Origin of the sequence: Phytoactinopolyspora halotolerans, assembly GCF_010550675.1 — a bacterium.
Classification (GTDB): domain Bacteria; phylum Actinomycetota; class Actinomycetes; order Jiangellales; family Jiangellaceae; genus Phytoactinopolyspora; species Phytoactinopolyspora halotolerans.
Window position 1 is genome coordinate 105256 of the sequence record NZ_JAAGOA010000004.1, and the last position, 24972, is coordinate 130227.

Sequence of the window (24972 nt, forward strand, 5' to 3'; positions counted from 1 at the left end):
CTCGCATCTCGAGTGCGACGCACGCGCCGGCTATCGCGGTCACGATCCCCGCGACTTGAGTCAGGTCCTGGTCTCATCCATGAAGATCGCTCCGATGATCGCCGGCAATGCCGGTGTCAGCGGGCTTGTCAGCGCGTTATCAATCAGCTGTCAACGCGGCCGGAGACGGTGGTGGCTACCGAATACGAAGGGAGTCACACCCATGACTGAAGCGATCGCCGTGCGCGGATTGCGCAAGTCCTTCGGCGACAAGGTCGTGCTCGACGGGATCGACCTGACGGTGGCCGAGGGGACGATCTTCTCGTTGCTCGGACCGAACGGTGCCGGGAAGACCACCGCGGTACAGATCCTCTCCACATTGATCACCGCCGACGGCGGAGACATCCGAGTAGAAGGGCACGACCGGGTGCGCGACCCCGAGGCGGTGCGCCGAGCGATCGGCGTCACGGGTCAGTTCTCCGCCGTGGACCGCTTGCTCACCGGCGAGGAGAACCTGATCCTGATGGCGGACCTGCGCCATCTGGGGCGTCGCGAGGGGCGCCGGCGCGCCGCCGAGCTGCTCGAGCAGTTCGACCTGGCCGACGCGGGCACGAAGATCGCCGGCACCTACTCGGGCGGCATGCGACGTCGGCTCGACCTGGCGATGACGCTCGTCGGTGATCCGCGCATCATCTTCCTCGACGAGCCCACCACCGGACTCGACCCGCGCAGCCGTCGCGCCATGTGGGAGATCATCCGTCAGCTCGTTGCCGGCGGCGTCACCGTCTTTCTCACCACCCAGTACCTGGAGGAGGCCGACGAACTCGCCGACCGGATCGCGGTGCTCGACAACGGCGGGATCGTCGCGGAGGGCACGCCGGCCGAACTCAAGCGGCTCGTCCCGGGCGGCCATATCCGCGTGCAGTTCACCGATCCGGAACAGCTCGATATCGCCGCGAAGATCTTCGCCGAAAGCGCCCGCGACGACGAGGCGCTGGCCCTGCAGATCCCCAGCGACGGTGACGTCGCATCGCTGAAGGCCATGCTCGACCGCCTCGAACGCGAATCGATCGAGACCGCGGAGCTGTCCATTCACACGCCCGACCTCGACGACGTCTTCCTCAACCTGACCGGCCGTCCTCGTACCGAAACGGAGAACTGATCATGAGCGCTGTCAGCCTCGCTCTCACCGACTCGGCCACCATGCTGCGCCGCCGGCTGCGGCATTTCATCCGCTACCCATCGATGTCGGTGCAGCTGGTCGGGATGCCCATCATCTTCCTGCTGCTGTTCGTCTACGTGTTCGGCGGCACCCTCGGTGAGGGGCTCACCGGCGTCTCCGGTGGCAGGGACGCGTACCTCGACTACGTCACGCCCGGGATCATCCTGATGAGTGTGGCCGCGACCGCACAGGGCACCGCGATCTCCGCGGCGATGGACATGACCGAGGGCATCATCGCCCGGTTCCGCACCATGGCGATCTCCCGGGCGTCGGTCCTGACCGGGCATGTGCTCGCCGCGATGATCCAAACCCTGCTGAGCGTGGCCGTCGTCGTCGGCGTCGCCGTGCTCCTCGGCTTCCGGCCGAGCGCGAGCGTGGTCGAATGGCTGGCGGTGGCCGGCGTCGTCGCGATGGTCGCCTTCGCGCTGACCTGGCTGACCGTGGCCCTCGGCCTGGTGAGCGACACGGTGGAGGCCGCGAGCAACATGCCCTTGCCGCTGATCTTCCTGCCCTTCCTCGGCAGCGGGTTCGTGCCCACCGAGTCGATGCCGGCCGGCCTGCGCTGGTTTGCCGAGTACCAGCCGTTCACCCCGATCATCGAGACGCTGCGCGGACTCTTGACGGGGACGCATATCGGCAACGACGCCGCCATCTCCGCCGCCTGGTGCGCCGGCATCGCCCTGCTCGGTTACCTCTGGGCCAAGAAGCTCTACAACCGCGACCCCTCCCGTTGACGCAACCGCAAGACGCACCCGAACGGGATAGGGCATCCGCCCCGAGCGTGAGGGGAGCGAAGTTACAGAAGAGCGAGGAAGAGAGACAACCCCGGCCAGGGTAGGCACGGGCGTCGGCCTGTGAGGAGCTCCGCGACGATCTGGCCGCGGGCGGGGCCGGGGTTGTCTCTCTTCCTCGCGGACGCAAGCCCTCACGCGTCGAGGATGGGCGCGGCCAGGTCGCGGACGGTCGCAAGAGTGACCTCATGGCCCCGCCGCGCCGCCTCGGCATATCCCTCGTCCCCGAGGGCGGCGCGGGCCCGTCCCTCGATCCGTGCGGCGTCGGGGGCGAACCGATCAGGCGCACCACGGATCGCGTCGGCTGCCGCCAGCATCGCGGCGGCCTCTGACGGGGACTCCATCCGCAACGCCTGGTCCGCGATGCCGACCAGCACCTGGCCCACGGTCGGTGCGTGCGTGGACTGCACCGCGAGGGCGAGTGCCTCGCTACGGCGGGCGCGCGCAGTCTCGTGTTCTCCTTCGGCGGCGTCGAGGTGGGCGGTCAGATCGAGAATCATCGCCTGGAACACCGCATGGACGTCGAAGTCACGCAACGCTGCCTCGGTCTCGGCGAGCAGTTTCCGCGCTGTGGCTACGTCCCCTTTCCATCGAGCCAGCTCGGCCTTGGCGAGCGCCAGCCCGGCGAGTCCGTCCGGCCAGGTGATCTGCCGCGCTTCCCGATCGGCCTCGGCCTCTGCCTCGGCACTGCCCCGAACGTCCCCGATCAGCCAGCGCAGCAGGATTTGCTTTCCGCGCATGAACAGCACATCTTCGACCATCCCCATCTCGATGACGACGTCGATGGCCTCCTCGTAATAGGCCAGGGCCGCGGCAAGATCACCGTTGAGGACGACCAGATCGGCCAGGGTGGTCAGGGCGAACGACAGTCCCCAACGTTCCCCGATGCTGCGGAACTCCGCTAACGCCATCTCGGCGTCGGTGGTCGCCCCGACCATGTCGTGTCCGAGGTTGTATTGCAGCCGGGCGCGGTTGAGCCGGGCCATCGCCCGCACCCATGGGTCGGTATCGGTGAGCAGGTCATCCACGATGTATTCCCCAGCGGGGGCTCCGTCGGCCGCAGCACGGGCCATCTCGCCCAGCGGCCGCAAGAACCGCAGCAACGGACTGCCGTCCTGCGCCGACAGGTCGAGATCCGCTACCTGGTCGAGCCATTTCTGTGCGGTGCGTTCATCGCCGATTCCCGCGGTGGAGAAGACCGCGGCGACCGCGCAGGCTCCCGCCCGCGCCGTGTCGGCGACCTCGCCCGGCAGCTCCAGCGCCGCCTCGGCCATCTCGAGCCCCTCCACCTTGCGCCCGCTGACCCACCAGTACCAGCCGGCCGCGGCGACGAGCCGCACGGCCCGCTGGGCGTCGCCGACAGCCACCGCTTCGCGCAGCGCGCTGGTGAGGTTGTCGTGTTCCGCTGCGAGGCGGTCACGCCAGGCCAGCTGTTCGGCGCGGCGTAGGTGCGGATCGACGGTCTCGGCGAGTTCGATGAAGTAGTCCGCGTGCGCACGGCGGATCCGCTCGCGCTCGCCGGCCCCGTCGAGCCGTTCCAGGCAGTATGTCCGGATCGTCTCCAGCATCCGATAGCGCGGTGCGTCGTCGGTGTCGTCGCTGACTAACAGTGACTTGTCGGTCAACGTGACGAGCAGCTCCACCACCCGATCTGCGTCGACGGCGTCTCCGGCACATACTCGCTCAGCCGACTCGATCGTCGCTCCGCCGGTGAACAGAGCGAGCCTGCGCAACAGCACCCGTTCTTCGTCCGACAGCAGCTCCCAGCTCCAGTCGACCACCGCCCGCAGCGTCCGGTGCTGCCGCGACGCCACCCGGCTGCCGGACGTGAGCAGCCGGAACCGGTCATCGAGCCGGTTCGCCAGCTGCTCCACGGTCATGGTGCGCAGCCGTGCCGCCGCGAGCTCGATGGCCAAAGGCATGCCGTCCAATGCCCGGCAGACGCGCACGACGGCCGCGGCGGTCTGCTCCGTCACCTCGAACCCGGGGCGTGCCGCGGCACCGCGATCGGCGAGCAGCCGGACGGCGGGATAGGACAGGGCCTCGGTGGCGGTCGCGTGCTCGGGCGGCAGCGAGAACGGCCGCACCGGCCATACGGACTCGCCGGCGATGCTGAGTGGCTCCCGGCTGGTGGCGAGGATGCGCAGGTGCGGGCACTGGCCCAGCAGTCTGTCCACCAGCGACGCCACCGCGTCGATCACATGCTCGCAGTTGTCCAGGACCAGCAAAGTGCGCCGGAGACGCAGCGCCGACGCAAGCCGGCCGACCGGCTCGTCGACCGACGTCCAGCCGGCGATCGCCTGATCGCGCAACCCTAGGGCGGTCAGGATCGCCTGCGGAACGTCGGCGCCGTCTCGGACGGAGGCCAGCTCCACCAGCCACGTGCCGTCAGGTATCCGGTCGGTCAGCGTGCGCGCCGACTCGATCGACAGCCTGGTCTTGCCGGCGCCGCCGGGCCCGGTCAGGGTAACCAGCCGATGCCGGTCCACGAGCCTGCCGACCTCCACCACGTCCTCGTCTCGGCCGATGAAACTGGTCAGGCCGGCTCGCAGGTTGGTCTGCGGCCCGGACGTCAGCGGCCCGGACGCCTCCGACGACGGCGCCCGGTCCACCGTCCATGCCGATGGCGGTACCGCCTCCGACGACGGAGTCCCCGGGGCGGCCGCCGACCGCGCCGGCCCGGACCCCAACTCGCCTCTGAGTATCGCCGTATGCAGCGTGGACAGTTCCGCCGAAGGATCCGTACCCAGCGTGTCCGCGAGTTCTTGACGTGCGCTTTCATACGCCTGCAACGCCTCCGCGGGCCGACCGGCGGCACACAGGGACCGCATCAGGGACGCCACCAACCGTTCCCGCAGCGGATGCTCAGCGACCACGGTCGTCAGTTCCGTGGTGAGCTCTGCACCGCGTCCCAGCCGCAGATCCGCTTCCACCCGGTCCTCGATCGCCGCGAGCCGCATCTCGGCGAGACGTGCCGCTGGGCCCCGGAAGTAGTCCTTCTCCGCGACGTCCGACAGCGCAGCGCCACGCCACAGATCCAGCGCCTCACGCAGCAGGTGGGCTGCCGTCTCGGGTTCGCCGGCGCGCGCGGCGGCCCGTCCGGCGGTGGTCATCCGCTCGAAGCGCACCACGTCCACCGCATCCGGCTCTATCGCCAGCCGGTACCCGGACGCGTGGACCTGGATCACGGAGTCCGGCAATACCCGGCGCAGTCTGGACACCAGCGCCTGGACCGCGTTCACCGCCCGCTCCGGCGGCTCGTCCGCCCAGATAGCCTCGACGAGTCGCGACGTGGAGATCACCCGACCGGGCTCCAGGGCAAGAGCGATCAGCAGCGTGCGCAGCCGCAGACCGCCCACCTGGACAGCGACGTCACCGTCGGCACGGACCTCGAGCGGGCCCAGCATTGCGATCTGCACGTCACCGATTGTGCCAAGAGGTCCGGGATACCGAGCCATGGCGCATCGGCGCCTGTGCGTCGTGGGCGAAGAAGAAAGCGCGCCGCATGCAACCCGGGAGACCATGTCTGCGTGTCTCGAGACGTGAACGCACGGTCAGCCGTCCCGCGGGACAACGTCGCCGCCCCGGGAGCAGAAGAGAGCTTCGAGAGCTGGGTGCGGGCCAGCAGCGCCCGCCTCAGACGACTCGCGTACCTGCTGACCGGGGACCTCGACCAGGCCGAAGACCTGCTGCAGTCGGCCTACGCCAAGGTGCTGCCGCGCTGGCGGAAGGTCTCCGCGTACGACTCTCCCGAGGCGTACATGTACCGGGTGATGGTCAACCTGAGGACGTCGTGGTGGCGCCGCTCGCGCAACCGGGAGTGGTCCACCGACGAGATCCCCGAGGAACCCTGGCGCGCGGGCACGCCGGACGAGAGCGACGCGGTCGTCCAATCCCAGGTCTTGCTGGCGGCGTTGCGGGCGCTGCCGGAGCGACAACGGGCCGCGGTGGTGCTGCGGCACTGGTGTGATCTCTCCGAGGCGGAGACCGCGCACGCGATGAGCTGCTCGGTCGGCACGGTCAAGAGCAACGCATCCCGGGGCCTGGCGCACCTGCGCGCCGCCCTGGCCCAGACTCCAGAATCCGGCACACGGAGAAGTGACCTCCGATGAACACACCTGACCCCATGTTCGAGGCGCTCGACCGCCTCGCCCGCGCCGCCGACTCCAGGCCGGCCGGCGACCCGATGCCGGGCATCGTCCGCAAGGCCCGCGCCAACCGCCGTCGCGCCAACGCCCTGGTGGCCGGTGGCCTCGTCGCCGTCGCGGCCGCCGGCTTCGGCCTCTCGTCCGTGGTCGGCGTGCCCCAGCTGAGCCGCGAACCCGGCTACGCCGAGACCCCGACGATGTCGCCCAGCCCGATCCCCACCCCGACTCCCAGCAGGTCGCCGTCGTCGTCACCCGACGAGCCCGACCTCGGCGAATACGACGGGGCCGACGCCGACGTCGACGGTGACGGCGCGGCGGACGCGACCCGGATCCTGGTTCCCGCGCACATCCTGGCCCTCGCCGGCGTTCCCGAGGACGGCGTCCGCGTTCCCGAGGACGTGAGCGTGACCAGCGACGACGTGCGGCTCCAGGTCGAGTTCGCCGCGGGCGGCACGGCCGAAGTACGCCTCGGCCGGACACTCGCCCCGACCATCGTCGGGACCCCGGACCTGGACGGGAACGGCACCGCCGACGTGGTGCTGGCCTTCAGCGGCGGCGACTCCGGCTGGCTCAAGATCTTCACCTGGGACGACGGCACCGTGGTCCAGGCCGAACCCGCCGACGGCTCACCGCCGGAACTCGTCAACGAAGGCGACCTGTTCATCGCACCGGGCGTCGCCAGCTCGATCCTGGCTGACGGGGAACTGATCAGCTGGGTCGACGCCACCGACCCGCCCTCGGACGAGGTGCGGGTGTGGACCTGGCGGCTCGAACAGAACCGGCTGGTCGCGACCGAGGCGGATGAGGTGCAGTGCTTCAGCCGCGAGGACCAGCGCCCGCGGCCCTGCTGACCCGCTTCAGCGGCGTAGGCTCAGGCGGAAGACGCTGCCGTCGCCGTCCGGCCCGGGCGAAGCGACCGTGAGGTTCCCACCGTGGGCGAGCGCGATCTGGCGGGCGATCGGCAGCCCGAGCCCCATGCCGTCCCCGGCGGCAGCGCCGTGTTCGGCGTTGTGTCCCCGCCACCGTCGTTGGAAGATCCGCTCCTGCTCCTCGGCGGGCACGCCGGGGCCGTGATCGGTGACGACGACGGTGGCCTGGTCACCCGTGGACTCGACGTCGACGTGAACGGTGGATCCGCCGGGGGAGTGCCGGATCGCGTTGTCGATGAGGTTGGACACGGCACGCCGCACCGTGGCCACGTCGACGGGGCAGACGAGCCGGGCCGGCCCGGCCACCCGGACGTCGATCTCCCGGGCCGTCGCCAGCACGGCGGCATCGTCCACGACGCCCCGCACGATCGTCACCAGATCCGCCGGTTGCCGGTCGAGGGTGCGAGCCCTGCCGCGTGCGTCGACGAGCAGTTCGTCGACGGTGGCGCGCAACCGTTCGGCCGTACGTCTCGACCGCTCCAGCCCTTCCCGGTAGACGTCGACGCTGGGATCCGGGTGTGCGAGCAGCACCTCGGCGTTGGTGGTCAGCACGGAGAGCGGGACGCGGATCTCGTGGCTGGTCTCCTCGATGAGATGTCGCTGAGTCTCCGCCGCATGTTCGAGGCGGTCCAGCATGGCGTCGAAGCCGGCGGCGAGCGCGACGACCTCCGTCGGGCCGCGCTCGAGCCCGATGCGCCGGCTCAGGTCGGTCTCCTCGATCTCCTCCGCGACGGCACGGATCCGCTCGATCGGCCGCACCGCCCGCCCCGCCCACCACCAGGCCAGCCCGGCAGCCACCGGTCCGAGCGCGACGACGGTCCAGGTCACCGAGGCGGACCGGTCGCTTGACGTGCTCCGGGTCTCGACACCGTTCTCCACCCGCACGTCCGTGTCCGTCTCGGTCGCCAGGATGACGCCGAACAGGAGCAGCGCCGGGAGATAGATCGCGAGGAATCCCAGCACGGCGAGGCGCACCCGCAGCGAGGCCCACGCGTTGCCGATGCGAGCGGGGCCGCGTGACGAGGACCGATCCGGTGGCGCTTGCGAGGGCGGCGTGGCCTCATGCCGGGTGTTCACGACTGCTCCTCCTTCAGCTGGTATCCCGCGCCGGTGACCGTGGTGATCAGGGGCGGTTCGCCGAGCTTCTTCCGCAACCGGCTGAGGATCACCCGGACGGATGCGGTGAACGGGTCCGCGTTCGCATCCCACACGTGTTCCAGCAGGTCCTCGGCGGAGAGCAGCTCGCCCGGATGGTGCATGAAGTAGCGCAGCAGCGAATACTCGCGCGCGGTGAGCTTCAACTCGACGCCGGCCCGCCAAGCCCGGTGCGTGGCGAGGTCGAGGGTCAGCTCGCCGACGTCCAACGTGGAGCCGTGGTCGTCGCCGCGGCGACCCAGAGCACGGATCCTGGCCACCAGCTCCGCGAAACTGAACGGCTTGACCAGGTAGTCGTCCGCGCCGGCGTCCAGGCCGGCCACCCGGTCCTCGACCGCGTCCCGGGCGGTCAGCGCGAGTGTCCGCCGCGGCCGGTTCAGGTCCGGGTCGCCGGCCAGCCGCCGGATCAGGTCGAGACCGTCGCCGTCGGGCAGGGTGAGGTCGATGCAGCCGACGTCGTACGAGGTGGTCCGCAACAGTTCCTCCGCGCCGGCATAGGTGTCCACCACGTCGACGGCATAGGACTCGTTGCGGAGCCCCAGCGCCACGACGTCGGCGAGGTCGGCGTCGTCCTCCAGCAGCAGGATGCGCATGACATGAGTCTCCCAGCGTTCGACGGGTCAGTCGGTCGGTTCGGAGGCGTTGTCCGCTACGGTCGTCGTGCCATGAGGGCCGGTGATGGTCATGCTGCCGCCGTCGAAGGCCACGGTCACCTCCGGCCCGGTCCCGGTCGGGTCGTCCGGCCGGAAACGGCCGTCGTCGCCGGCACGCAGCGTGACGGCCGGTGGCTCTGCCGGGCCGTCGACCGCGCCGATGCCTCCGTGCTCGTCGAGTGCGTACCACAGCATGAACGTTTCCGAGCCGGTGACCACGGTGACGTACGTGCGCAGTTCGCCCTCGGCGGTGATCGTCCCGGCGAGTTCGACGTCGTCGACCGGGCCCAGATCGGACTCGAGAAGCTCAAGCTCCTCTCGCCCCTCCTGAGTCTCGCCCGCCAGCAGGGACAGCACGGCCTGCTCGTGCGCCGCGACGTCGTCGGCGGTGAAACGGCCGGACACCGGGAACAGGGCGGCGACAGCGTCGGCACCGATGGCCGAGATCTCCAGCCCGTCGTCGCGCTCCCGGGCCGAGAAGGATCCGCCGGTCTCCAGCCGGTAGGTACCGGCGACGTCCGCCGGGTCGGTTCGGCTGGGCGAGCCGTCCTCGTCGGTTGATCCGTCTCCGTCGGACGAGCCATCCCCGTCGGTTGAGCTGTCACTGTCGGGTGATCCGGTGTCACGGGAGGAACCTTCCGGTTCCGGCAGCGGCTCACCGGCGATGAGCGACGGACCGATCTTCTGAACCAGCTGCTCGGCCGTGATGTCCGGTGTGTTCGACGCGATCGTGATGACCTGTTCGGTTTCCGGCACCCATACGACGACGACGTTGTGCCCGACGTCTCCGCCGCCACCCGCCGAGGCCAGGAACGGAGTGCCGAAGGCCGACTCGTCGAAGGCGACCCACCCGGGCATCTCAGACGTACCATCGCCGTGATCGAAGACGGCGGTGCCGATCAGCTCGGTCGCCTCCGCGGAGAGAACGCCGCCGGTGAACAGCGCGTTCGTCCATGTCGCCAACTGCTCGGTGGTCATCGCCAGATCTCCGTTGCCGGCCACCGCCCAGTGCGGCCCGTCGAAGTCCCCCATCTGATCGGTCCGCCCACCGTCGAGGTAGCCGACCGCGCGTGGGCCGGGCGCCGCGGGCTCACCGTCCCAGAACCCACCGGTGACCTCCCCGGACGGACGCGAGAGTAGGCGTGTGGCCATGTACTCCCGGTAGTCCGTGCCCGACACGTGCTCGACGATCAGCGCGAGCAAGGTGTAGCCGGCGTTGGAGTACGCGTAGTCGGTGCCGGGCTCGAACGCAGACTCGAGCCCGCCGATCGCCTCGATGGCGGCGTCGCGGCCCAGTGGCTCGTAGTCGTCGCCGTGCGAGCCGGTCAGGCCGCTGGTGTGCAGCAGAAGCTGCTCGATGGTGGCGTCGGCGACCGGCCCGTCGAGCTCGGTGAGCACGTCGCCCGCCCGGTCGTCGAGAGCCAGTGCGCCGTCGGCGACGAGGCCCAGGACGGCGGCCGCGGTGAACGCCTTGGACACCGATCCGATCGCGAAGACGGTGTCGACGGTGTTCGGCGTCTCCGCTTCGGAGTCCGCCATCCCGTACGCGGCGACGCAGTCGGCTTCGCCGCCGGTCATGACGGTGATCGATCCGCTGAATCCGGCGTCGGCCCATGCACTCAGCGCCTTGTCGAGCTCCGGTTCGCACGCGTGCGCCGGCGTGCCTGTACTGCCCTGATCAGTGCTCGAAGGCGCGGGTTCGGCTTCTGGGGTTTTGGTGTCCGTGGTGCAGGCGGCGGTGGCCAGCACGGCCACGGCGGCCACGGCAGCCGCTCTGGCTATTCCGGCCGTTCTGGCTGCTGTGCCCGCTGTGTCCGTTCTGCCCGCCCTTGCGGCTCCGGCCGCTGTGACCACCCTGGCCGCCCTGGCCGTTGCGGCCGCGGTGAACGTGATGAGCGAAATGAGACGTCTGTTCATACGCCCGAACGTACGTACACCGCCGCAAACGTGATGTAAACGCGGGACCGCCGCCCGCGAGGGGCGGGCACGCGTGAGGTGCGGGCACCCGCCAGGGTCGGGCACCCGCGGAGTTGGCGCCGCGGCACCGGCATGCCCCCGCTTCTTGAGCGTACGTAACGTTTGGCCGGCTGTTTTTTGGCCCCAAACGTTACGTACGCTCAACAAGCTGTGCCCCGCCTGCCGATGTCCGGATTTCGCGGTACCACGGCCACGGCCGCGGCCGAGGTTCCCGGGCGGCGATCACCGCACGGAAGCGCTCCGCCGGTTGTCGGCGGTGGCGCCGCGCGTCCGACCAGCCGTACCGGACCACCTCGAGTCCGTACTCTCACATAGCCTCCACTCGTGTTCGCGCCGCGCGGTGATCACGGCCGCCGCGTCGAGCCGATCGTTGTATTTCAGGTCCCCGTCGCCCTCGAGCGCCAGCCATCGGTCGTCCGGCAGATGGTCCGGCAGGAATCGTTCCGGGGCCGAGATCGACCCAGGCGCTGGAGGTAGGGATGGGAGATCGTGCTCGATGAACCCCAGCCGTCCCAGCGTTTCCAGGGCGGACTCGGCGTAGGGATCGGCATGCTCGATGACTCAGCTCGCTTCGGCGACCCCTGGCCATCGACGCTGCATCTCAAGGACGTCGCGCAGATCATCCATCATGGTGCCGGCGGCGAGGACGGCATCGGCGAGGACCAGGCCCTGCTCGCGGTCCTCGGTCCGAGTCAGGTCGACCACCAGGCGCGCATCGGTGAGGGTCGGGCACCCGTCGACGACCGTGCGGTGTTCGGGCGGCAGCGCGACCGCACGGATGTCCCCGAACGCATAGTTCCCGTCCGCGCGCGAGCCCGGCGGCACGACCACGACCGGCTTCTCCGGAGGCCGGCCGACGGTGGGCAGTTCACGAACGGCGACGGCCGACCATCCCGCCGCGTGTGCTTCTGGGCCACACACTGCGGCGAATGCGCGCGAGCGGAGCGCGAACGCCTGCCACGGCGATGCGTTCTCGTAGTCCTCCCGGCCGGCATACGTACCGTATGCAAGCTGCACCAGCAGGTCGGCGCGCACCAACCTCTGCAACCGTGGACGCGTCACACCGGCCGCCTGTGCGGAGCCGACCGTGAGCAGCCCGCCGCCCAGAGCGAGCAGCTCTTCGACGTCGCCGGGGAGACGGCTTAGGTGCGCGGTCACGCGTCGCATCGTCACCATGTGTGCGGTGTGAACGGGAGCCCCAGTGCAGATCTGTGGATAACTCGCGCCACTTGCTGAGCGCACGCAACGCTTGGCCGCCGGAAACGGGGCCCAAACGTTACGTGTGCTCAGCAAGTACGGCACTTTGACATGGTCGCCCCGCCGGAGACCACCTTCGCCGATTGCGCACCAGGTCGCGAATTAACTGTTCAAAATAGAACGCTTATGGCCTGTGAAACGCTTGTGAGATAGAATTTAGAACGATTAGGAGGCGCCTGTGCAGCGGATGAGTTTGTTGACACAACACGACGTCGCGCGCCGGCTCGGGCAACGGGTGCGGGCGTTGCGTCTTCGTGCCGACATGAAGATCGAGACCTTGGCAGCCCAGGCTGGCGTGTCGGAGATGACGGTGCGTCGGTTCGAGACAACGGGGCGAGGTTCGGTCGACACGCTGTTGAGGCTGGCGTCGGCACTGGGGCGGTTGGATGAGTTCGCCGAGCTCCTCGCGCCGCCGCCGGCCACGTCGGTCGATGAGTTCGTGGCCCAGCGTGAGGAACCGAGACGGAAACGGGGGCGCCGGTGAGGCGTGTTCAGGTGCGGCTGCAATGGTCGCCCGATGAGATCTTTGAGGTCGGACTGCTGGCGTCGGACGGACGGACCACCGTCTTCGAGTACGCGGATTCGTTTGTCCGTCGGGGCTTGCCGCTGTCGCCGTTTCGTCTTCCGGTCGAAACGGGCTTGCAGGAGTATCGTGACGATCGGACGTTCGGGCCATTGCCTGGCCTGTTCGATGACTCGCTGCCCGACGGCTGGGGCATGCTCCTCATGGATCGCGCACTGCGCCAGCGTGGCGTCGATGTGCGCACTGTGATGCCGCTCGACCGGCTGACGTACCTTGGGACACGAACCATGGGTGCGCTGACGTATCACCCCGCTGACGATGTCGACGATTCGTTCGGGCGGATCGATCTCGCGATGCTAGGTGAGCAGGCAACCGAGATACTTGCGGGCCACACGGATGAGGTCATGCCGGTGTTGGCAGCTGCGGGAGGCAGCGCTGGTGGCGCGCGCCCCAAGGTGGTGGTCGGTATCCGAGGCGATGAAGTCATCGCGGGCGACCAGGACCTGCCGGATGGGTTCGAGCATTGGCTTGTCAAGTTTTTTGCGGAGTCCGACGACGGAGATGCCGGCCGTGTCGAGCATGCATACCTGGCAATGGCAGCTGCTGCGGGTATCGATGTTCCGGCAACTCGCCTGTTCGCCGTCGGTGAGAACGGGCGAGCGTATCTCGGCGTGCGGCGATTCGACAGGTCTCCCGGTCATCGTCGGTGCCACATGCACACCCTGAGTGGTCTCCTGCATGCCACGCATCGTGCGCCGTCGGTCGACTACGATGCGCTCCTCACGGTCACGGCGAGGCTCACGCGTGACTATCGGGCGGTGCTGGAAGCGTTCCGCAGGATGGTGTTCAACATCGCCGTGCACAACCGGGACGATCACACCAAGAACTTCTCCTTCCTCATGGACTCGACGGGTAGGTGGAGCCTCTCGCCGGCGTATGACGTGACCTTCTCGGCTGGCCCGGGTGGCGAGCACACACTCGCCGTAGACGGTGAGGGCAGGGATCCCCGCCGCGATCATGTGCTTGCGGTTGCCGCTCGGGCGGAGATCAAGCACCGTGATGCCCAAGCCGTCCTCGATGCTGTCAATGCGGCCATCGCTCGATGGGACGAGTTCGCCACCGACTCACGTGTCAGCGCCCGGGTCGCCGAACGTGTCCGGGAAGCGATCAGGCAACTGTGAAGAATCGTGACCACCGACGGACGTGCTGCTCACATCGTCACCATGTGTGCGGTGTGAACGGGAGCCCCAGAGCAGATCTGTGGATATCTCGCGCCACTTGCTGAGCATACGTAACGCTTGGCCGCCGGAAACGGGGCCCAAACGTTACGTGTGCTCAGCAAGTGCGGTGCGGTGACGTGCGCTCAGGAAGTGCGGCGATGTTACGTGCGCTCGGGGAGTGCCGCGACGCTGACGCCCTGCCGGTACACCGAGTGAACGTCGAGCACCGCCGACGGGTCGCGGAGCGGGTCGCCGTGGACGGCGAGGAGATCCGCGTCGAAGCCGGGCGCGATGCGACCCTTGCGGCCATCCACCCGGCAGACCCGAGCCGCGTGGGACGTCACGGCGCGCAGCGCGTCGGCCGGCGTCCAGCCCAGCTCACGCACGAACTGGCCGACCGCATGCGGCAGTACGCCGTGTGGCTTCGGCGGGCCGATGCCGGCGTCGCTGCCGCACACGATGGTCACGCCCGCCTCGGTCAGCATGCGTCCCATGCCGATGATCCCGTTGATCCGGCTCGCGATCGGCGGCGGCAGGGGAAGGTCCGGGAGCATGCCCAGGGTGGCGGAGACCGGGATGCCGGCGGAGGCGATGGCGGCGATCGTGTCCGGCACCGGCTCGACGCCGTCCTCGGTCATGAACGAGCAGTGCTCGATGGAGTCGAAGCCGGCGGCGACCACGTCGGCGATGGCCTGACCCGAGTGTGCGTGTGCCGTGATCGGCAGCCCTAGCCGGTGCGCCTCGTCCGCCGCGGCCCGCAGCTCGGCCAGCGAGTATTGCGGGAGCTCGGAGCGGGTGCCCTCGGTCATCAGGCCGCCGCTGGCCATCACCTTGATGACGTCGACGCCGCGCTCCGCGTGCTCGCGTACGGCGGCCCTGATGCCGTCGACGCCGTCCGCCTCGCCGCCCAGGGACCAGCAGTGTCCGCGCGTCGTCGTGATCGGCGGACCGGCGGTGAGGACGTGCGGACCGGCAGGGAACATCGAGGGTCCGGTTGGTGCTCGCCCGCTTGCGCCCGGTGCGGACGCTGCGCCCGGTGTGGACGCTGCCGCCAGTTCGTCCCGCAGCCGGAGCCCCAGGTAGTTGCGGTCACCCAGGTCGCGCACCGTGGTGACGCCTGCCGCCAGGTGAGCCCGTGCGGCGGATCGCATGAGCTCGAGCGCCTCGTCGTCGCTGAGCTGCGCCAGCCGGCCGATCGGATCCGGGCCGGCATCGAACACCAGGTGGACGTGCGTGTCGATCAGGCCCGGCAGCAGGGTGACGTCGCCGAGGTCGATCACGTCGTCGACGTCATCGGGCGCGACGACGTGGTCGACGTGGGGGTGGCCGGTGCCGGTCGTCGTGCCCGACCGGATCGCCTGGATGCGGCCGTCATCGATCAGTATCGTCGGGTTCGGCAGGTCGACGGAGTCCTCGCCGTCGAATAGACGTGCCCCTCTAATTGCGAACATCGGTCAACCCCTCCATTGGTCGGCCCGGCGGCCTGACGCGCTCGGGCCGTCTGCGGGCGAGAGCGAGCGGTCATAGGAGCGTAGGGGCCCGTCACCACCACGGCACAGGGCGTGGACCGCCCAGTGGATGGGGTGCTGGCACCCGGGGCGATCCGGTGGACCTCACCCTGGCGCCATGGATCGGGGCGCGGTGTGATGTCTGGCATGACCTCGGCCGACGGACGGATCAGCGCGCTGCTGGCGGACGACAACGCGATCGTCCGGGCCGGCGTTCAGGCGCTGCTCTCCCTGTCCGGCGACATCGACGTCGTCGCGACGGCGGAGGACTACGACGGCGTGATCGCGCAGGCGATGCAGCACCGTCCCCAGGTCCTGGTCACCGACATCCGGATGCCGCCCCGGTTCGCCGACGAGGGGATCGAGGCGGCCAAGGAGGTGCGGCAACGCCTGCCCGGGACAGGCGTCGTCGTCCTGTCCCAGTACGCGGACCCGGAGTACGCCGTGGCACTGCTGGCCCAGGGCGCGGCCGGATACGCGTACTTGCTCAAGGACCGGGTCGCCGACTCCGACCGGCTGACCCGGGCGGTCCGTGAGGTGGCGGCGGGCGGCTCGATGCTCGATCCGGAGATCGTCGCTGCGCTCGTCGCGCCCGCCCGCAGCGGCACCGGCCTCTCCGACGACGAGGAGCGGCTGCTCACCATGGTGGCCGAAGGACGCGCGGTGAAGGCGATCGCGGCGAACCTGGGCACCACCCCGGAAGCGGTCGACCACGCCGTCGAGCAGCTCTTTCTGCACTTGGCCAGGGACGCCAGCGCTGGGCGGCACGACGCGCTGACCCGGCTGCGCAAGCTGCACACAGCGATCCTCGACCGTGAGGAGCAGGGCGAGACGCTGAGCCGGCTGCTGCCGTCGCGGCTGGCCGACAAGCTGCGCGCCGACCCCTCGGCGATCGGCCGCACCGAGCGGCTGACGGTGACCGTCCTGATGTCGGACGTGCGCGGCTACTCCGGTATCGCCGAGCGTACCGATCCGTCCGTTTTAGCTCGCCAGCTGAATATGCACCGCAAAGCCATGAACTCTGCCATTCTTAAGCAAGAGGGGACCGTCATGCAGTACGTGGGGGACGCTGTGATGGCTGTGTTCGGCGCTCCATTCCCGCAGGCGGATCATGCCGAGCGGGCGCTGGCCGCTGCCCTGGACATGCACCGACGGCAGGCCGCGGTCGATCGCGGCTGGGTGGCCGAGGGGCTGGAGCCGTTCGGGATGGGCATCGGCCTGTCCACCGGCGAGGTCGCCGCCGCGCTGCTCGGCAGCGAGGAGCGGCTGGAGTACACGCTGGTCGGCGACACGGTGAACCTGGCCCAGCGGCTGCAAGACCTGGCCCGCCCGGCCGGTACGACGATCGCGAGCGAGGCGACCGCCGCGCTGGCGCCGTCCTGGGGATTCGAACCGCTGGATCCCGTACATGTCAAAGGACGCGATGCCCCGGTGACCGCCTGCCGCGTCGTCGGGACACCCGAGCGCGTCGCGCCGTGACGGTGCGCGCGACCGCATAGCTGAACGTGCCCCTGCGGGGTCGCGTGACACGAACAGGAGGGGGCACAGATGACGGAACAGGCGCTGAAAGCGCGCGGCGTGCGGCGGACGTTCGAGGCCGACCTGGCGCCGGTGCGTGCCCTGCGCGGAGTGGACCTGGACGTCGCGGACGGCGAGTTCGTCGCGCTGATGGGGCCGTCCGGCTGCGGGAAGTCGACACTGCTGAACATCTTCGCCGGGCTGGACCAGGCCGACGAGGGCGAGGTGATGGTCGACGGGCTGCGCGTCGACGGCCAGGACGAGAACTGGCTGGCGAAGTTCCGGCGGCACCACGTCGGCATCGTCTTCCAGTTCTTCAACCTGCTCGAAGGGGTATCCGCGCTGGACAACATCGCGTTGCCGGCGATCCTCGGCGGGATGCGGCGTAAGGCGGCCGAGACGCGCGCCCGCGACCTGCTCGACCTGCTCGGCTTGGGCGACCGTACCGAGGAGGTGCCGTCGGTGCTCTCCGGCGGGCAGCGGCAGCGGCTGGCGATCGCCCGGGCGCTGGTCAACGAGCCCGCCGTGCTGCTCGCCGACGAGCCGACCGGCGCGCTGGACTCCGAGGGCGGCGTGGAGATCCTGGAGCTCTTCCGGCGGCTGCACGGCGACGGCCAGACCATCCTGATGGTCACCCACTCCGCGGAGGTGGCGGCCGGCGCGTCCCGCGTGGTCCGGATGCGCGACGGGCGGATTCTCGACGACGACGGCGGCGTTGCACGGGTAGAGGCCGACGACGCGGTGATGGTCGAGGACGCCAGACCGTGAACGAGGCTGTGCTCGCCTGGTTGCGCCTCGACCTCCGTCGGCGGTGGAGGTCGTTGCTGGTGCTGGCGCTGCTGATCGCGCTGGCGCTGGGCACGGTGCTGACGGCGGTGACGGGCGCACGGCGCGGCGCCAGTGCGGTGGATCGGCTCCTGGAACAGACGCTGCCGACCACCGCCGTCGTGTTGCCCAACCAGCCGGGATTCGACTGGGACGCCGTCCGCGCGTTGCCCGAGGTCGAGGCTCTCTCCACCTTCGTCGTGGGTGGATTCGACGTGGCCGAGGTGCCCCCCGAGTACCGGGACGAGGCGGCGGCCTTTCCTCCCGGCGACGACGAGGTGATGCGCACGATCGAGCGTCCGGTGATCCTTGAGGGCAGGCTCTTCGACCCGGCCCGAGCCGACGAGCTCGTGACCTCCGCCCGCTTCGAGGAGTCGTTCGGCCTCGGCGTCGGCGACACGGTGACGCTGAGGCTGCCCACGCCGGAGCAGGTCGACGCGATCTATCGGGACAACGTCGAACCCGACGCGTTCGAAGGGCCGGTGATCGAGGCCACGATCGTGGGCGTCGTCCGTTCCGGATGGTTCAGCGAGGAGACGGTGGAGGACCCGGGAGGCCTCGTCGCGTCGCCCGGACTGTTCGCCGCGTACGCACCCAACTTTCTCGGTACCGAGCTGGACAGCGGCTACCTCAACGCCTTGGTGCGTCTCGACGGCGGCGAAGCGGCGATCCCGGCGTTCAAGGAGAAGCTGGCCGAGGTGACCGGGAACCCCGGCATCGACGTGTGGAACTGGGCGGACAAGGCGCGCCACTACGACGACGTCGCCGAGTTCGAGGCGAGCAGCCTGCTGGCGTTCGGCGCGGCGGCGGGCATCGCGGCCGTCTTCCTGGTGGGCCAGGCGATCTCGAGGCATGCCGCCGCGTCCGTCGCCGATCTGCAGGTGCTGCGGGCCGTGGGCATGGCGCCGCGCCAAACGCGCTGGGCGGCTGCGGCCGGGCCGGTCACGGCCGCGGCGTGCGGAGCCGTGCTCGGTGCCGTGGGAGCCGTGGTGGCGTCCCGCTGGTTCCCGACCGGTCACGCGGCGCTGGTGGAACCGGCCCCTGGCATCGACGTCGACGGCGTCGTCATCGCCGCCGGCGTGATTGCCACTCCGCTGCTGGTCGCAGGGGGCGCACTCGCTGCCGCGTGGCTCGCCGTGCGGGCGACCTTGAGAATCTCCACGCCGCATACCTCGGGTCTGGCGGCGGTGGCTGCCCGGATCGGACTGCCGGTCCCGGCGGTCATCGGCGCCCGGTTCGCCCTGGAGACGGGACGCGGGAGGAACGCGGTACCCGTCCGGCCCGCACTGCTGGGCGCCGTCACCGGCGTGCTCGGTGTGCTGGCGGCGATGACCTTCTCCAGCGGCATCAACGACGCGGGGAGCAACCTGGAGCGCTTCGGCCAGACGTATCAGCTGCAGGCGTTCCTCGGCTACAACAGCACCGACCACGGTCCCGCCGACGAACTGCTCGCGGCGATCGCCGGCGACCCCGGCGTGGCCGCCGTCAACGATGCACGCCAGGACATCGGGCAGATCGCCGAGGTCGCCGTCGCGGCCACCACCTACGACCCGGTCGTCGCCGGCGAGCGGGTCGATGTGGTGCTCACCGCAGGCCGGATGCCGGAGAACGACGCCGAGATCGCACTCGGTCCGCGCACCGCGGCCGCGATCGACGCGGACGTCGGCGACACCATCACCATGACCGGAACCCACGGCGAGCAGGAGCTGGCGGTGACGGGCATCGCGTTCGTGCCGGCGGCGCCGCACAACGACTACGCGACCGGAGCGTGGGTCACGCCGGCCGGCTACGACGCGCTGTTCCGCGGCTTCAAGTTCCACCTCGGCCTGGTGGCCCTCCACCCTGGTGCCGACCAGGACGCCGTGGCCGGCCGGATCGCCGAGACGACCGGAGCGTTCCTGGAACCGCCCTGGCCACCGGTGGAGATCACCGAGTTGCGTCAGGTCCGGCAGCTCCCCACGCTGCTCGCCGGGTTCCTGGCGGTGCTGGCACTTGGCGCGGTGGGCCACGCCCTGGCCACGGCCGTCCGCCGGCGCCGGCACGATCTGGCGGTGCTCCGCGCCACCGGCATGACGCGGTGGCAGACCAGGGGCGTGGTGGTGACGCAGGCGACGGTGCTGGCGCTGGCCGGGGTTGCGATCGGGGTGCCGCTGGGCGTGGCACTGGGGCGGACCCTCTGGCGCTACGTGGCCGACAGCACCCCGGTGCTGTACGTGCCTCCGGTCGCGGTGCTGGCGCTGCTGCTCGTGGCGCCGGTGGCGTTGATCGCCGCCAACCTCCTGGCCGCGTGGCCGTCGCAGCGTGCGGCCGGGATGCGTGTCGGCCACGTCCTGAGAGCCGAGTGAGCAGCGATGACCGCGGTGGCGTACTGGTTCCGGCTCGACGCCCGGCGTCGGTGGCGGTCGCTGCTGGTGTTGACGCTGCTGATCGCCGTCGCCGCCGGCACGGTCATGACGGCCGCCGCCGGTGCCCGGCGCGGTGGCACCGCGGTGGATCGGCTGTTGGAGCAGACTTCTCCGGCGACCGTGGTGGCTCAGCCCAACCAACCCGGGTTCGATTGGGACGCCGTCCGGCAACTGCCGGAAGTGAAGGCGCTCGGCACCTTCGCCCTCACCGATCAGTACGTGATCGACGAGGTTCCCAGGGATGCCTGGATCGGCCGGTATCCCGTGGCCGACGATGAGATGCTGCGCACCATCGAGCGGCCCGTCGTCCTCGAGGGCCGGCTACTGAATGCCGACCGGGCCGACGAGGTGGTGGTCGGCCCGCGATTCCGGGACACCTTCGGGCTGGGCGTGGGCGACACCCTGACGCTGCGGCTGTATGCACCTCAGACGCTCGACGAGTTGGTCTTCTCCGGCGACGCCACCGAGGTGGAGCCCGATGGCCCCGTGGTGGAGGCTCGGATCGTCGGCGTGGTCCGTTCGCCGGCTCAGTTGCTCTCCGGCGACGAGGCGGCGGACTCCGACGGCGGGCTGCTCACCTCACCCGCGCTATTCGAGCAGTACACGCCCAACGTCCTCGGAGCCTCCGGCGAAGGCCTGGTCAATGCGGCCGTGCGGCTGCGCGGCGGCGCGAACGCGATCCCCGATTTCAAGGAAGGCTTGGAACGGGTCACCGGCCGATCCGACATCGGTGTGTGGGATCTCACCGCGGAAGCCCGGCATGCCCGCGACGTGACGGACTTCGAAGCGGACGCACTGCTGGTGTTCGCGACGGCGGCCGGGGTGGCGGCGTTGTTCCTCGTCGGCCAGGCGGTGGTGCGGTACGCCGCCGCGACCGTCGCCGACCTGCAGACCCTACGGGCCGTCGGTATGACGCCGCGCCTGACAGCTGTGACCAGCGCCTGCGCCCCGCTGATCGCGGCCGTGGTCGGGTCGCTTTTCGGTGTGATCGTCGCCGTCGCCGCCTCGCTGTGGTTCCCGATCGGCACGGCAGCGCAGTTCGAGCCCGCTCCTGGACTCGACGTCGACGCGGCGGTCCTCGTGGCCGGCCTCGTCGCCGGTTCGATCTTGGTCGCGGCCGGCACGGCGGGTGCATCGCTGCTCGCGCTTCGGGCGTCCCGATCGTCGTCGCCGCGGCGTTCCGTCGTCGCCGCGGCCGCCACTCGCGCGGGCGCACCGGTCCCGGTGGTTGTCGGAACGCGGTTCGCGCTGGAACCGGGGCACGGCCGTCACGCGGTGCCGGTCCGGCCGGCGTTGATCGGGGCCGTCGTGGGAACCCTCGGCGTGCTCGCCGCGTTCATGTTCTCCGCCGGCGTCGAGGACGCCGCCGACCACCCGGAGCGCTTCGGGCAGGTGCATGAGCTCGAGGCGTTGGTCGGCTTCGAGGGTGAGGACGGCGGCCCGGTGGACGAGCTTCTCCCGGAGATCGCCGCGGACCCAGCCGTCGCGGCGGTGAACGACGCGCGCGTCGCCGTCGCGGAGGCCGGCGACATGCCGGTGCCGCTGTACACGCTCGACCCCGTCGATGCCCGGTGGGAGCCGGTGGTGGTCGAAGGCCGGGCGCCGGACGGGCCGGATGAGGTGGCCCTGGCGCCGGCCAGCGCCGAGGCGATAGGCGCGTCGGTGGGCGACACAGTGCAGGTGACCGGCACGTTGGGCGTGCGGGACCTGACGGTCAGCGGGTTGGCTTTCGTGCCCGAGTTTCCGAGCCACAACACCTACGTGACGGGTGGCTGGGTGAGCGCAGTGGCCTACGATCAGCTGTTCGACCCCGCCAGTTCGTTGTCGCCGGCGTTCAAGTTCCACCTGGTGCACGTGGCGCTGCAACCCGGTGCGGATGCGGAGGCGGTAGCCGCACGGATCGAGGCGGCCCTCGGTGCGGGGGAGATGTTCTCCCAGCCCGGTCCGCCCAGCCCACTCGCGGAGCTCCGGCAGGTCAGGATGTTGCCGGTGTTCCTCGCCGCGTTCTTGGCGGTGCTGGCACTGGGCGCCGTCGGGCATGCGCTGGCGACCGCGGTGCGTCGGCGCCGGCATGACGTCGCCGTGCTCCGGGCGCTGGGGATGACACGAATCCAGGCACGTGGGGCGGCATTGACCCAGGCCACGGTCCTGGCGCTGCTGGGCTTGCTGATCGGCATGCCGCTCGGCGTGGCTCTGGGGCGGATGGTGTGGAGGTACGTGGCGGACACGACACCTCTGTTCTACGTGCCGCCGGCGGCGGCGCTCGCGCTGTGGCTCATCGTCCCGATCGCCCTGCTGGCCGCAACTCTGTTGGCCGCCTGGCCCGGACACAGGGCGGCGTCGATGCGGGTCGGCCACGTCCTGAGGACGGAGTGACGCGCCATGGCGATCGTCGTGTCCTGGCTCCGTTTGGATCTCCGCCGGCGTTGGCGGACGTTACTGGTGCTGACCCTGCTCATCGCGGTGGCGTCGGGTACGGTGATGGCGGTGGCGGCCGGGGCGCGCCGGGGAGCCAGCGCAAACGAGCGGCTCACCGCCGCAACGGCCCCCGCGACCGTGCAGATCCTGCCCAATGACCCCGCCTTCGATTGGGACATGGTGCGCCGGCTGCCCGGCGTGGAGGCGGTGGGCGTGGTGGTGTTCAGCCGCTACGAACTCGACGGCCGTCCGATCGAGGGGCCGGTGTTCGCTGATGCGGTCACGATGTACCAGTTGGAGCGGCCCACGGTACTGGAGGGTCGGCTGGCCGATCCGTCCCGCCTCGACGAGGCGGTGATCACCCCGCGATTCGCCGAAACCTACGGGGCGGGCGTGGGCGACCAGGTGGCGATCCGGCTCTACGAGCCCGGCACGCTCGACGACATCGCGCCGAACTGGCGGGAGCAGCCGTCCGCCGCCGACGCCGCGCGGGCGGACGGCCCACGTCTGCAGATGCGGATCGTCGGAGTCGTGCGCAATTCCGTGCTGTCGGAAAGCCAAGGGGATCCGGGATGGCTGATCCCCTCGGCTGCCCTCTTCACCGAGTACAGCCCGAATCTGCTCGGCTCCTCCGCCTGGGGAGGCGCCAGCGGCCTGGTGCGCCTGGCGGAGGGCGGTGCCGGTGTGGCCGAGTTCCACCGCCGCCTGACGAACGCCAGCGGACGGGCCGACATCAGCATGTGGAACCTCGCCCAGTCCACCGAGTTCGACCAGGGCGTGGTCCGGGTCGAGTCGACCGGTCTGGCTCTGTTCGCGGTCGCCGCCGGCGTCGCGGCTGTGGTCCTGATCGGGCAGGCCGTCATGCGGTACACCGCCACGTCGATCCGCGACCTGGAGGTCCTGCGATACCTGGGACTGTCACCGCGCCAGTCCGTGTCCGCGGGCGTGGCCGGCCCGACGATCGCAGGAGTGGTGGGCGCGACGGCCGGCGTCGGGGCCGCGGTCATCGCCTCCCGGTGGTTCCCCATCGGCACGGCCGCGTCTCGCGAGCCGTCGCCCGGAATCGACGCCGATTGGCCGGTGTACGCCGCCGGATGGCCCGCGACCGTCCTCGCGATGGCGGTCGCGTCGTGGAGTACCGCCGTGGTGGTGCTCGGCGTGCGGGCACGCGGGCGCCGCCCGAGGCCGTCGCGCATCGCGGCCGCGGTGTCCCGCTCCGGAGTTTCGCTCCCCGTGGTCCTGGGCACGCGCTTCGCGCTGGAGCCGGGCTCGGGGCGATCCGCGGTTCCGGTGCGGCCCGCGTTGTTCGGTGCCGTGGTGGGCGTGCTCGGCGTGGTGGGGGCGGTCACGTTGTCGGCTGCGATCGACGACGCGGCCGACAACCCCGCACGGTACGGGCAGGTTCATCAGCTCGAAATGGCTCTGGGGCTCTCGGGCGAGGACACGGCGGCAGGCGGAGGCGCGCTGCCGGCCATCGAGCAGGACCCGGACGTCGTCGCGGTGAACGACAGTCGTTCAGCCGTGGCATCGCTCGCCGGGGCGAGTCTCGTCGTGTACACCGTGGATCCGGTCGCGGACCCGATGAGCGTCGTGATCACCGAGGGGCGGTTGCCGTCCTCGCCGGACGAGGTGGCGCTCGGGCCGTACGACTCGAAGCTGTACGACGTCGGCGTCGGCGGCCGTATCGAATTGGCCGGAACGCGGTCCACCCGCGAGGTGAGGGTCACAGGGCTCGCGTACGTCCCGGAAGGTCCCGAGAACTACAGCGTGGACGGGGCGTGGATGACGGGCGCAGGCTTCGACGCATTGTTCGACGGACACGCGTCCCGCGTCGCACACATCGAGTTGCGCGACGGCGCGGACAGCGCGGCCGTGGCCGACCGGCTCCAGCGGGCCGTGTCCGCCGCCGTGAGCGGTGGCTCGACCGGTGGTCCGGCAGACGACGCCACCAGCGGTGCCAGCGGCGGTGCCACCGGCGAGGCCGACGCGATACGGGTCGAACCGGCTCTGGAACGCGACCACTCCACCGAGCTCCGGGTGATCCGGGCGTTGCCCGTCTACCTGGCCGGGTTCCTGGCCGCGCTGGCCGTCGGAGCGGTCAGCCACGCGCTGGCCATCGCGGTCCGGCGCCGCCATCACGACCTGGCGGTTCTCCGGGCTCTCGGGCTGACCCGTCGGCAGTGCCGCGCGGCGGTGGTCATGCAGGCAGTGGTGACCGCGCTGTGCGGGGTCGCGCTGGGCGTGCCGCTGGGTGTGGCGCTTGGGCGGACGGTGTGGCGGCACGTCGCCGAAGCGACGGTCGTGCACTACGTGCCACCGGGACCGGGCCGGCTCCTCGTCGTGATCTCGCTGATCGTCGTCGTGACCGCAGTCGTGCTGGCCGTTTGGCCGGGGCACAGGGCGGCGTCGATGCGGGTCGGCCACGTCCTGAGGACGGAGTGAGA

At 70.4% G+C, this 24972-nt stretch carries 17 protein-coding genes; 11 read left to right on the forward strand and 6 right to left on the reverse strand.

Translation table 11 applies throughout. The features are described 5' to 3' along the window. The first annotated feature begins 202 nt into the window (after window positions 1-202). A complete protein-coding gene (locus G1H10_RS07000) occupies window positions 203-1141 on the forward strand; it encodes an ATP-binding cassette domain-containing protein (RefSeq protein WP_163734742.1) in 939 nt (312 codons plus the stop codon). A gap of 2 nt (window positions 1142-1143) precedes the next feature. Continuing rightward, window positions 1144-1935 (forward strand): ABC transporter permease, encoded by a 792-nt coding sequence (locus G1H10_RS07005; RefSeq protein ID WP_163734745.1) that lies wholly within the window; start codon window positions 1144-1146, stop codon window positions 1933-1935. 191 nt (window positions 1936-2126) lie between these two features. Here G1H10_RS07005 and G1H10_RS07010 read toward each other — a convergent pair whose 3' ends face one another. Next, window positions 2127-5411, reverse strand: coding sequence for an AfsR/SARP family transcriptional regulator (locus G1H10_RS07010; RefSeq protein WP_163734748.1), 3285 nt, complete (start codon window positions 5409-5411; stop codon window positions 2127-2129). A gap of 111 nt (window positions 5412-5522) precedes the next feature. Here G1H10_RS07010 and G1H10_RS07015 point away from each other — a divergent pair, with 111 nt between their 5' ends. Beyond that, window positions 5523-6104: a SigE family RNA polymerase sigma factor gene (locus G1H10_RS07015; protein WP_216852987.1), complete on the forward strand. Its 582-nt coding sequence runs from the start codon at window positions 5523-5525 to the stop codon at window positions 6102-6104. Beyond that, window positions 6101-6991 (forward strand): hypothetical protein, encoded by an 891-nt coding sequence (locus G1H10_RS07020; RefSeq protein ID WP_163734750.1) that lies wholly within the window; start codon window positions 6101-6103, stop codon window positions 6989-6991. Before G1H10_RS07015 ends, G1H10_RS07020 begins: the two co-directional genes overlap by 4 nt. 6 nt (window positions 6992-6997) lie before the next feature. Here the strand turns inward: G1H10_RS07020 and G1H10_RS07025 are convergent, their stop codons facing one another. The 4 genes from G1H10_RS07025 to G1H10_RS07040 form a co-directional block, all read right to left on the reverse strand. Next, on the reverse strand, window positions 6998-8146 hold the full coding sequence (locus G1H10_RS07025) for a HAMP domain-containing sensor histidine kinase (protein ID WP_163734753.1): 1149 nt from the start codon (window positions 8144-8146) through the stop codon (window positions 6998-7000). Continuing rightward, complete coding sequence (locus G1H10_RS07030) at window positions 8143-8817, reverse strand: response regulator transcription factor (protein WP_163734756.1); 675 nt, start codon at window positions 8815-8817, stop codon at window positions 8143-8145. The genes G1H10_RS07025 and G1H10_RS07030 overlap by 4 nt, the downstream gene beginning before the upstream one ends. A 27-nt stretch (window positions 8818-8844) precedes the next feature. Continuing rightward, window positions 8845-10641 carry a serine hydrolase domain-containing protein gene (locus G1H10_RS07035; protein WP_163734759.1) on the reverse strand — a complete coding sequence of 599 codons (1797 nt, stop codon included), beginning with the start codon at window positions 10639-10641 and terminating at the stop codon, window positions 8845-8847. Window positions 10642-11415: 774 nt separating this feature from the next. Beyond that, entirely contained in the window at window positions 11416-12012 is a 597-nt protein-coding gene (locus tag G1H10_RS07040) for a type IV toxin-antitoxin system AbiEi family antitoxin domain-containing protein (RefSeq protein ID WP_163734761.1), read from the reverse strand. Between the two features lie 286 nt (window positions 12013-12298). Here G1H10_RS07040 and G1H10_RS07045 point away from each other — a divergent pair, with 286 nt between their 5' ends. Then, complete coding sequence (locus tag G1H10_RS07045) at window positions 12299-12595, forward strand: helix-turn-helix domain-containing protein (RefSeq protein WP_163734764.1); 297 nt, start codon at window positions 12299-12301, stop codon at window positions 12593-12595. Next, window positions 12592-13815, forward strand: coding sequence for a type II toxin-antitoxin system HipA family toxin (locus G1H10_RS07050; RefSeq protein WP_163734767.1), 1224 nt, complete (start codon window positions 12592-12594; stop codon window positions 13813-13815). Before G1H10_RS07045 ends, G1H10_RS07050 begins: the two co-directional genes overlap by 4 nt. A 200-nt stretch (window positions 13816-14015) precedes the next feature. Here G1H10_RS07050 and G1H10_RS07055 read toward each other — a convergent pair whose 3' ends face one another. Continuing rightward, complete coding sequence (locus G1H10_RS07055; RefSeq protein ID WP_163734771.1) at window positions 14016-15305, reverse strand: amidohydrolase family protein; 1290 nt, start codon at window positions 15303-15305, stop codon at window positions 14016-14018. Between the two features lie 204 nt (window positions 15306-15509). Here G1H10_RS07055 and G1H10_RS07060 point away from each other — a divergent pair, with 204 nt between their 5' ends. The 5 genes from G1H10_RS07060 to G1H10_RS07080 all read left to right on the forward strand — a co-directional run bounded on the left by G1H10_RS07060 (window position 15510) and on the right by G1H10_RS07080 (window position 24970). Further along, window positions 15510-16841: an adenylate/guanylate cyclase domain-containing protein gene (locus G1H10_RS07060; RefSeq protein WP_163734773.1), complete on the forward strand. Its 1332-nt coding sequence runs from the start codon at window positions 15510-15512 to the stop codon at window positions 16839-16841. A gap of 69 nt (window positions 16842-16910) precedes the next feature. Further along, entirely contained in the window at window positions 16911-17648 is a 738-nt protein-coding gene (locus G1H10_RS07065; protein ID WP_163734776.1) for an ABC transporter ATP-binding protein, read from the forward strand. Further along, a complete protein-coding gene (locus tag G1H10_RS34450; RefSeq protein ID WP_163734779.1) occupies window positions 17645-20050 on the forward strand; it encodes an ABC transporter permease in 2406 nt (801 codons plus the stop codon). Before G1H10_RS07065 ends, G1H10_RS34450 begins: the two co-directional genes overlap by 4 nt. Before the next feature lie 6 nt (window positions 20051-20056). Beyond that, the gene (locus tag G1H10_RS07075; RefSeq protein ID WP_163734781.1) at window positions 20057-22486 is read left to right on the forward strand and encodes an ABC transporter permease; all 2430 of its coding nucleotides are present in this window, start codon (window positions 20057-20059) and stop codon (window positions 22484-22486) included. 6 nt (window positions 22487-22492) lie between these two features. Continuing rightward, window positions 22493-24970 (forward strand): ABC transporter permease, encoded by a 2478-nt coding sequence (locus G1H10_RS07080; RefSeq protein WP_163734784.1) that lies wholly within the window; start codon window positions 22493-22495, stop codon window positions 24968-24970. Window positions 24971-24972: the final 2 nt, after the last annotated feature.